At 70.4% G+C, this 9,439-nt stretch carries 8 protein-coding genes; 1 reads left to right on the plus strand and 7 read right to left on the minus strand.

The features are described 5' to 3' along the window. The first annotated feature begins 24 nt into the window (after positions 1-24). The gene (locus D9599_RS17760) at positions 25-2,100 is read left to right on the plus strand and encodes a prolyl oligopeptidase family protein (RefSeq protein WP_198382613.1); all 2,076 of its coding nucleotides are present in this window, start codon (positions 25-27) and stop codon (positions 2,098-2,100) included. Here the strand turns inward: D9599_RS17760 and greB are convergent. The 7 genes from greB to D9599_RS17795 all read right to left on the minus strand — a co-directional run. Continuing rightward, positions 2,088-2,546, minus strand: a complete 459-nt coding sequence (gene greB / locus D9599_RS17765; RefSeq protein WP_232480636.1) for a transcription elongation factor GreB — start codon at positions 2,544-2,546, stop codon at positions 2,088-2,090. The genes D9599_RS17760 and greB overlap by 13 nt on opposite strands. Before the next feature lie 112 nt (positions 2,547-2,658). Beyond that, positions 2,659-4,497 carry a molecular chaperone HtpG gene (htpG, locus tag D9599_RS17770; RefSeq protein WP_198382615.1) on the minus strand — a complete coding sequence of 613 codons (1,839 nt, stop codon included), beginning with the start codon at positions 4,495-4,497 and terminating at the stop codon, positions 2,659-2,661. Between the two features lie 78 nt (positions 4,498-4,575). Next, positions 4,576-4,770: a hypothetical protein gene (locus tag D9599_RS17775; protein ID WP_198382616.1), complete on the minus strand. Its 195-nt coding sequence runs from the start codon at positions 4,768-4,770 to the stop codon at positions 4,576-4,578. Positions 4,771-4,865: 95 nt separating this feature from the next. Next, entirely contained in the window at positions 4,866-7,127 is a 2,262-nt protein-coding gene (locus D9599_RS17780; RefSeq protein WP_232480624.1) for a xanthine dehydrogenase family protein molybdopterin-binding subunit, read from the minus strand. 2 nt (positions 7,128-7,129) lie between these two features. Next, complete coding sequence (locus D9599_RS17785; protein ID WP_198382617.1) at positions 7,130-8,143, minus strand: xanthine dehydrogenase family protein subunit M; 1,014 nt, start codon at positions 8,141-8,143, stop codon at positions 7,130-7,132. Between the two features lies 1 nt (position 8,144). After that, positions 8,145-8,615 carry a (2Fe-2S)-binding protein gene (locus D9599_RS17790; RefSeq protein ID WP_198382618.1) on the minus strand — a complete coding sequence of 157 codons (471 nt, stop codon included), beginning with the start codon at positions 8,613-8,615 and terminating at the stop codon, positions 8,145-8,147. 125 nt (positions 8,616-8,740) lie between these two features. Further along, positions 8,741-9,439, minus strand: a 699-nt coding sequence (locus D9599_RS17795) for a haloacid dehalogenase type II (protein WP_232480625.1), incomplete at its 5' end; no start/stop codon positions are given.

The following is a 9,439-nucleotide window of genomic DNA, read 5'->3' on the forward strand; positions in this document are numbered from 1 at the left end:
CCCGCGGCTTACGAAGAGCACTCCATGACCAGCCCCGTCGATCCCCGCCCCACCCTCGCTGCGCCGGACGACGATCCCTGGCTTTGGCTGGAAGACGTCGAGGGGGAGCGGGCGCTCGCCTGGGTGGACGCGCAGAACGCGGCGACGCTCGCACGGCTGGCCGATGGGCGCTTCGAGGCGGAGCGGGAGGCGGTGCGGCGGGTGCTCGACCGGCCGGACAAGCTGCCCTTCGTCACGCGGCGTGGCGAATGGCTCTACAATTTCTGGCAGGACGCCGCGCATCCGCGCGGGCTATGGCGGCGGACGACGCTCGGATCCTACCGAGAAGCTGAGCCCAGCTGGGACGTGCTGCTCGACCTAGACGCCCTCGCGCGGGAGGAGGGGGAGGACTGGGTATGGGGCGGCGCCTCAACCTTGCCGGGGAGCCATGACCTGGCCCTGCTTCGCCTTTCGCGCGGCGGCGGGGATGCGGTGGTGCTGCGCGAGTTCAGCCTCGCCGACCGCCGTTTCGTTGAGGGCGGCTTCATGCTGCCAGAGGCCAAGAGCAGCGCCGACTGGATCGACCGGGATACGCTGCTCGTCTCCTCCGCGCTGGGGGAGGGAATGGCGACGCGCTCCGGCTACGCGCGCACGGTGCGGCTCTGGCCGCGCGGAACCGATCCGCTGGCGGCGCAGGTGCTCTTCGAATGTGATGCCGGCCATATGGGCGCCTGGGGTGGCGTGGACCGGGAGGTCCCGGGGCGGCTGGTCTTCATCGACCAGATCGGCTTCTACGACACCACGGTTCATCTCGGCGACAGGAGCGGCGCGAGGACGGCCATCGACCTGCCGGCTGACGCTGACTTCCGCTGGCAGCGCGGCTGGCTGGCGGTGCGGCCGCGCAGCGCCTGGACAGTGGGTGACGCGACCCACGCGCCCGACACGCTGCTTGGCATCGGGATGAACGCCTTCATGGCGGGAGCACGCGACTTCCGCGTGCTGTTCACGCCGGGCGAGCAGCGGGCGCTGCAGGGCTTCTTCTGGTGCGACGGGCGCCTCGTCGCCTCGGTACTGGATGAACTGCGGCCGGTCTTCACCGTCTTCACGCCGGATGAGGAATGGCGCAGCGCCGCGCTGCCCGGCCTGCCGGAAGCCGGCGTCGCGCATCTCTGGCCGCTCGACAGCGAAGCGGAGGAATCGGATGGCAGCTTGCTCGCGCAGTTCGAGGACCCGGTGACCCCGCCGAGCCTGCTGCTGACGGATACCGCGCTCTCGGCGCCGCAGCTACTTCGCCGCGCCTCCGCGACCTACGACGCGACCGGCTGCGTCGTAACGCGGCACGAGGCGGTCTCGGTGGACGGGGAGCGCATCCCCTATGTGCAGACGGGGCCGGCGGGGGAGACAGGCGAGGCGCCGGTGCACCTCTCGGGCTATGGTGGGTTCAGGATTTCCCGTCTGCCGAACTATCAGGGGATGCAAGGCAAGCTCTGGCTGGAACGAGGCGGCACGACGGTAGTCGCCAACATCCGCGGCGGCGGGGAGTTCGGCACGCGCTGGCACGAGGCCGGGCGGCGTAAGGGCAAGCGGCTGTCGCATGACGATTTCGCCGCCGTGGCCGCCGATCTCGTGCGCCGCGGGGTCACGCAGCCGGGGCGACTTGCGGCGGAGGGTGGCTCCAACGGCGGGCTGCTGATCGCGAACATGCTGACCCGCTATCCCGAGCGTTTCGGCGCGCTGTTCTGCACGATCCCGCTGATCGACATGCGGCGCTACAGCAAGCTCCTGGCGGGCGCGAGCTGGATTGCCGAGTACGGCGATCCCGACAAGCCGGAGGACTGGGAGTTTCTCCAGCACATGTCGGCCTATCACGTCGCGGAGCCCGGGCTGCGCTATCCACCGATCCTGTTGGCAACGACGCGGCGCGACGACCGCGTCCATCCCGGCCATGCCCGCAAGATGGCGGCGAAGCTGCAGGCCATGGGCTATCCGGCATTATTCCACGAGCCGGCGGCGGGCGGGCACGGATACGGCAAGGACAATGCGGAGGTGGCGGGCTTCGCGGCCCTTGGCGCCGCTTTCCTGCGGCGCGCCATCGGCTGGGAGGCGGATCAGCCGGGATAGGTGATGGCAGTGATCTCGACTGAGGACGGGCCGGCCGGCGTGCGGACCGTTACCTCGTCGCCCACCCGCGCGCGCAGCAGGGCGAGGGCCATGGGAGAGGCAATGCTGATCTTGCCGGCGGCCATGTTCGCCTCGTCCTCGCCGACGATCGTCACGCGGCCTTCCTCGTCGCGCTCGTTGAGGTAGGTGACGGTCGCGCCGAAGAAGACGCGGTCCCGCTGCTTCTGCGCGGCGGGATCGACGATCTCGGCGGATTGCAGGCGGTGGCCGAGGTAGCGCAGGCGCCGGTCGATCTCGCGCAAACGGCGCTTGCCCTCCTTGTAGTCCGCGTTCTCGCTATGGTCGCCGTTGCCGGCAGCCCAGGAGACGATCTCCACCACGCGGTGGCGCTCCGCCTTAAAGGCCTCGTATTCCGCACGCAGCGCCGACTCGCCGGCGGGCGTCATGTAGAACTTTCCGCGGGGCAGGCCCGGCGGCGGGGCAGCCTCGTCTTCGTCGTCCACTGATCCGTCTTTCAGGCCGCTGGGACTGCGGCGCGCCGCAGTCCCGTAGTTGGGCTCAGCCGAGGCTGGCCGCGAAGGCATCCGCGACGCGCCGTGCGAAACCGGCGGGGTCGCGCGGTGCGTCGCCGTCCTGCACGCGGGCGAGGTCCAGTAACAGGCCCGCCGCATCCGCCAGGGATTCCTCGCCCGTGGCCTTGGCCGCGAGGGCGCGGACCAGGCCGTGGCGCGGGTTGATCTCGAGCACCGGCAGGCCGGCGCCCAGGCCGCGGCCGGCGCGGTTGAGCAGGCGCTGCATCTGCAGGTCCGGCCCGCCCTCCGCGGCCGCGAGGACGACGGGGCTGCCGACCAGGCGCTCGGTCGCGCGTACCTCGGAGACCTGGTCCTTCAGCGCATCCTTCAGCAGCGGGATGAGGCGGGAGACATCGGCTGCTTCCTCCAGCGCGTCCTCGGGCGCCGCGACTTTCGAGAGATCCACCGGGCCCTGGGTGACGCTGCGGATCGGCTTCTCCTCGAAGCGGTCCAGGCGCTCCGGCCAGAAGGCGTCGATCTGATCGGAGAGCAGCAGCACTTCGACGCCGCGAGCGCGGAAGCCCTCGAGCTGCGGGGAATTGGCCAGCGCCTCCGGCGCGTCGCCAGCGAGGATGTATATCGCCTCCTGCCCCTCCTTCATGCGCGACACGTATTCGGCGAGCGAGGTCCAGCCCTCCACGGCCGAGGAACGGAAGCGCAAGAGCTGGGCGATATCCTTGCTGTGCTCGGGGCTGTCGAAGAGACCCTCCTTCAGCACGGGGCCGAAGTTCTCCCAGAACTTCGCGTAGTCCTCCGCCTCCTTCGCGCGTGTCTTCAGCTCGGAGATGACGCGGTTGGTCACGGCGCGGCGGATACGGGCGAGGATGGGGGTAGCCTGCAGCATCTCGCGCGAGACGTTCAGCGGCAGGTCCTCGGTGTCCACCACGCCGTGGACGAAGCGCAACCAGTTCGGCAGCAGCCCGGCCTCGTCGGTGATGAACATGCGGCGGACATGCAGGCGCACGCGGCTCTCGCGCTCGCCCTCCACCGCCTCAAAAGGCTTCATGCCGGGGACGAAGAGCAGGGCGGTGAACTCCACCGTGCCCTCGGCCGTCCAGTGCAGCGTCGCCCAGGGCTCGTCGAAGACGTGGCCGAGGTGGCGGTAGAACTCGGCGTAGCTCTCGGCCGTGATCTCGGACTTCGGCTTGCGCCAGAGGGCGGTGCCCTCATTGGCGGGCTCGTCCTTCCCCTCCCGTGCCACGGTGATGGGGATGGTGATGTGGTCGGCCCACTTGCGGATCACCGCCTTCAGCCGTAAGGGTTCGAGGTAGTCGGCCGCGTCCTCCTTCAGGTGCAGGACGATGTCGGTGCCCGGCTCCGCGCGCGTTGCGGGGGAGAGGGTGAAGTCGCCGCGGCCCTCGGAGGCCCAGGTCCAGGCCTCCTCGGCCCCGGCCTTTCGTGAGGTAACCTCGACCCGGTCGGCCACCATGAAAGCGGAGTAGAACCCGACGCCGAACTGGCCGATGAGGCTCGGCCGGTCGCCGGCGGGAGCTTCTGCCAGGGACTGGGTAAAGGCGCGGGTGCCGGAGCGGGCGATGGTGCCGAGGTTGGTCGCCAGCTCGGCCTTGGTCATGCCGACACCAGGGTCGGAGATGGTGAGGGTGCGCCCCTCCTTGTCCGGCACCACGCGCACGGCACCGCCCTCGGGCACGGCGGGCACGCCGCCGGTCAGGGCCTCGAAGCGGCGGCGGTCCACGGCGTCGGCCGCGTTGGCCACCAGCTCGCGCAGGAAGATCTCGCGGTCGGAGTAGAGGGCATGGACCACTAGGTCCAGCAGGCGCCCGACCTCGGCGCCGAATTCGTGGCGCTCCACCGTCTCGCTCACAAGCAACCTCCAGGAGTGGGGAAGGGAACTGGCGGCGATATGAAACGGAGGGCGGCCGGCTTCAAGCCCGCGCGAGCGCTAGTCCTTGGAAGGCGGCGGGCCGTTGCCGGGGCTGCCGTCGCCGGGCTCGCCGCTCCACTCGTCGGTGATCATGCCCTGCTCCTCGCTGATCTTGTCCAGGGCCTCACCGGACGGGGGCCGCGGGATCTGGCCCCCGGTGGCGGTTTTGCTGTCGAAATCAGCCTTCGGGCCCTCGGGCGGTCGCGCGGTCATGCTGGCCTCCTGCCTGACGAGCCCGTTCCAACGCGCCGGGGCGGCCGGAGTTCGCGCCGGCGCCTGGATCGGGAAGCGGCACTTCCATCGCTTGGCTAAAGCAGGTCCTCGATACGGATCGGCAGTTCGCGGATGCGCCGGCCGGTCGCGTGCCACACCGCGTTGCACACCGCCGCGTTCATGCCGACGATGCCGATTTCGCCCAAGCCCTTGATGCCCAGCGGGTTCACGCGTTCGTCCCTCTCCGGCACGAGGATGGCCTCGACCTGCGGCACGTCCGCGTTCACGGGGATGAGGTATTCGGAGAGGTTGTCGTTGACGTAGCGGGCCGCGTTCGGGTCGATCTCCGTCGCCTCGTGCAGCGCGGCGCCGATGCCCCAGATCATGCCGCCAATGCACTGGCTGTGCGCCGTGAGCGGGTTGACGATCGTACCCGCCGCGAAGGCGCCGACGGCGCGCGGCACGCGCACCTCGCCCGTGCGGGAATGCACGCGTACTTCCACGAACTGGGCGCCGAAGGTGTAGGTGGTGGCGTCCTGGCGGCTATGTCCGCGGGACATGGACATCTGGCCAGCATAGGCCTTGCCGATGGACTCCCTCGGCAGGCCCTGGGGGATGTTCTCCGCATAGACTTCCAGCACGCCGCCAGTGACTCGCGAGAGGGCCGCCCGCAGGTCCTCCTTCGCGCCGGCAGGGCTCTGCAGCGCGCCTTCCCGCAGCACGAGTGCCGAGGCATCCTGGCCGCTGAGAGCGCCATCATTCGTGACGACCGCGGCCAGGGCCAGCTTCTGGCGGATCTCCTCGCAGGCTTTGGCGACGGCGTTGCAGATGCCGGCCGTGTGGCTCGATCCCGCCGCCAGCCCCGCGGCCGGCAGTTCGGAGCCGCCGAGTTCAACCGTGACGTGCTCGATCGGCAAGCCGAGCCGCTCCGCCGCGGTGATGGCGAGGACGGTGTAGGCGCCGGTGCCGATGTCGTGCGCCGCGATCTGCACGCGCGCACGGCCTTCGGGTGTCAGCGTCACCCGCACGGCGGCGGGGCCGATGTTGGCGGGGTAGGCGGCGCTCGCGCAGCCCCAGCCGACCAGCCAGTCGCCCTCGCACATGCTGCGGGGCGCGGGGTTGCGGGACTTCCAGCCGAAGCGGGCTCCTGCCTGGTCGTAGCATTCCATGAGGGAGCGGGAGCTGTAGTCGAGGCCCGTCGCCGGGTCCTTCATCGTGTCGTTGACGCGGCGCAGCTCCACGGGATCCATGCCCAGCGCCACGGCCAATTCGTCCATGGCGACTTCGAGCGGGAACATGTAGGGCGTCTCGGGCGGGGCGCGCATGAAGCCCGGCGTGTTCCGGTCGGCGTGGACGATGTTCACCTTCGTCAGGATGTTCGGGCAGGCATAGACCCGCGCCGTCGTCTCGGTGCCGGAAACATTGTACTGCGAGGGGCGGGAGGTGACCTCCCATCCCTCGTGGCGCAGCGCGGTCAGCCGGCCGTCGGGCGTGGCGCCCAACTGGATGTGGTGGCGCGTCTCGGCACGGTAGGTGACGATGGTGAAGCCTTGGTCACGCGTCGGCACCAGCCGCACGGGCCGGCCGAGGCGGCGCGCGGCGATGGCGATCCAGGCCGTGCGCGCCGTGATGCCGCCGCGGGAGCCGAAGGCGCCGCCGACATAGCGCGAGATGACGTGGATATCGCCCGGCTCCATGTGGAGCTGCTGCGCAAGGTTGCCGCGCAGGCCGTAGACGAACTGGCTGGGCTCATAGACCGTCAGTTTCGACCCGTTCCAGACGCAAGTGGTGGTGAAGAGCTCGATGGGGTTGTGGTGCTGCGTCGGCGTGCCGTAGCGGGCATCGACCTTCACGGGCGCGGCAGCAAAGGCGGCCTCGGCGTCGCCGACGTGGTAGTCCTTGTGCTCGCCGGCCTTGCGGACCTCCTCCTCGGCGCCGGGGCTGCCGAAGGTGGCGGAGGGGGGCTCGGATTCATAATCGACGGCCACCTTGTGCGCAGCCTCGCGCGCTGCCTCGAAGGTATCAGCGACCACCACGGCGATGATCTGGCCATCGTGCCAGACACGGTCGGATTCGAGCGTGGAGGTGGTGTCGCCGCCCGCCATGGGCTTCGGCTTCTCGGCCTCGCTGCCAACGTTCTCGTGGGTGAGGATGTCCAGCACGCCGGGCACGGCGCGGGCCTTGTCTAGATGGAAGCCGCGGATGCGGCCGCGGGCGATGGAGCTGGTGACAAGGAAGGCGTGGGCTGGATTTGGTACGACCTCGTCGGAAGCATAGCGGGCGCGTCCCGTGAGCTTCGCGCGGCCGTCGATACGTAGGGCGGGCTGGCCGATCATCGTCTGGGTGCCGTCAGGCATGGTCAAACCTCCATCTCGGCGGCTTCGAGCAGCGCACGCACGAGGGTTCGGCGGCCGAGCTCCGGCTTGAAGGCGTTCTCGCCATGGGTGATGGCGTTGGCGAAGGCCGCCTCGGCGGCTTCCTGAGCGGTGGACTCGTCCATGCGCCGGCCCCGCAGCGCGGCCTCGGCCCCGTGCGAGCGCCACGGCTTTGCGGCGAGGCCGCCCAGCCCGATGCGGGCCTCGCGCACCGTGCCCCCCTCGAGGTCCAGCGCCACGGCCGCGGAGGCAACGGCGAAGGCGAAGGAGGCGCGGTCACGGACCTTCAGGTAAAGGGAGCGGCGCGTCCACGGGCCGGCCGGCACGTGGAAATCGGTGATCAGCTCGCCCGGGTGCAGGTCCGTCTCGATCTGCGGAGTGTCGCCGGGCAGGCGGTGCAGGTTCTCGAATGGGATGCGGCGGGTGCCGCCCTCGGGCGAGGCCAAGCCCACCTCGGCGCCGAAGGCCGCGAGGGCATTGGCGAAGTCGCCGGGGTAGCTGGCGATGCACGCTTCGCTGACGCCGAGCACGGCCAGGAGGCGGTTCACCCCCTCCTTTGCCGCGCAGCCGCTGCCGGGACGGCGCTTGTTGCAGGCATTCCAGCTCGGGTCGCGGAAGTAGTTGCAGCGCGTGCGTTGAAGCACGTTGCCGGCCAGCGTCGCCATGTTCCGCAGCTGCTGGTTGGCGGCCTGCTGGAGCGATTGCGCAATGGCCGGGTAGTCCCGCAGGATGGCCGGGTGTTCCGCGGCCTCCGCCATATGGGCCAGAGCGCCGAGGCGAAGTCCCGAAGCGTCGGCTTCGATACCACCGTGGGCGCCCCGCAGCGCGTCGATGTTGATGAGCGCGGGCGGGTGCATGACACCGATCTTCATCAGGTCCAGCAGGTTTGTGCCGCCGGCCAAGTACTGGGGCGGTGGCGCATCGGGGGCCGCGTGGCGCGCGCTGGCGGCCAGCGCCGCCTCGCTGCCGCCCGCCCGCTCGTATTCGAAGGGGCGCATCTCAGCGGTTCTCCAGCAGTGGCCGGGCCTGGCGGATGGCCGCGACGATCTTCGGATAGGCAGCGCAGCGGCAGAGATTACCGCTCATGTACTCGCGGATCTGCTCGTCCGTCCCGGCGTGGCCCTCCCTCACGCAAGCAATGGCCGACATGATCTGGCCGGGCGTGCAGTAGCCGCACTGGTAGGCGTCGTTCTCGAGGAAGGCCTGCTGCATCGGGTGCAGCGGCTCGTCGTCGCCTGCCAGCCCCTCGATGGTCGTGATCTCCGCCCCTTCGGCCGCCACGGCGAGGGTGAAGCAGGCGAGAACGCGGCGGCCGTTCATCAGCACCGTGCAGGCGCCGCACTGCCCGAGGTCACAGCCCTTCTTCGTGCCGGTCAGCTCCAGCCTCTCTCGCAACGCGTCGAGCAGGGTGGTTCGGACGTCCACGGAGAGCGCGTGCTCCGTGCCGTTCACCGTCAGGCGGATATCCATGGGCGCTCCTGGGGGCTGGTCGGCTGGCGGCGCGACGGCCGGCTGCCGGGCGGCGCGCCTACCGAACCGCTTGAGGGGTCCGGCAGTTGCTGATCGTTCCGTTCAATCGGACGAGGGGCGTCGCGCTACAGCGCCACCAGCGCCGCCGCAGCCTCGGCGAGGGAGGGTGCCGTGATGTCGGGCGCCCGCATGGTCGGCGGGAAGGGCCGCTCGGCCGAGACATAGGCGGCGGTCAGACCGGCGGCCTTAGCGCCCTGGATGTCCCAGGGATGCACGGCCACCAGGGCCAACCGCCCGGGATCCAGCCCGGCGCGCTCGGCGGCGCGGGCATAGACCTCGCGGCGTGGTTTGAAGAGCTTCACCTCCTCGACCGAGACGATCTCCCCGACGAGGTCCGCAAGCCCTGCGCCCTCCAGCAGGGCCCGCGTGGAGGCGGCCGCACCGTTGCTGAGGGCGATGATCCGCATGCCGGCCCGGGACACGGCCCCGAAGGCCTCCCGGGCGTCGTGGCGCGCGGGCAGGCTCTTCATGCGCTCCATGAGCAGGGCCTTGGTCTCGGGGGCAGGGGAGAGGCCCTGTTCACCCAGAACCTCCTCCAGGGCGCCTGACAGCACTTCCGTGAAGGGGCGGAAATCCCCGGTGGCGGAGAGGGCGAAGGCGTCGCGCAGGGCGGCGGCGAACCAGCCCTCCAGTCCCGCGGGTGGAAGGCCCAGCTCCTCGATGGTCGGCCGCAGCGGGTGCAGCGGGAAGACGGTTCCGATGATATCGAAGGCCACCGCCTCCGGTCGCGCTGCCGTTTCGAAGCCCAGCATCCCGCCTCTCCC

Origin of the sequence: Roseomonas sp. KE2513 (assembly GCF_016107305.1) — a bacterium.
Taxonomy (GTDB): domain Bacteria; phylum Pseudomonadota; class Alphaproteobacteria; order Acetobacterales; family Acetobacteraceae; genus Roseomonas.

What these genes read in the sequence shown, in the direction of transcription:
- greB (WP_232480636.1), bottom strand. Translation starts at nt 2,546, where the DNA reads ATGACGCCCGCCGGCGAGTCGGCGCTGCGTGCGGAATACGAGGCCTTT.
- D9599_RS17790 (WP_198382618.1), bottom strand. Translation starts at nt 8,615, where the DNA reads ATGGATATCCGCCTGACGGTGAACGGCACGGAGCACGCGCTCTCCGTG.
- D9599_RS17785 (WP_198382617.1), bottom strand. Translation starts at nt 8,143, where the DNA reads ATGCGCCCCTTCGAATACGAGCGGGCGGGCGGCAGCGAGGCGGCGCTG.
- D9599_RS17775 (WP_198382616.1), bottom strand. Translation starts at nt 4,770, where the DNA reads ATGACCGCGCGACCGCCCGAGGGCCCGAAGGCTGATTTCGACAGCAAA.
- D9599_RS17780 (WP_232480624.1), bottom strand. Translation starts at nt 7,127, where the DNA reads ATGCCTGACGGCACCCAGACGATGATCGGCCAGCCCGCCCTACGTATC.
- D9599_RS17760 (WP_198382613.1), top strand. Translation starts at nt 25, where the DNA reads ATGACCAGCCCCGTCGATCCCCGCCCCACCCTCGCTGCGCCGGACGAC.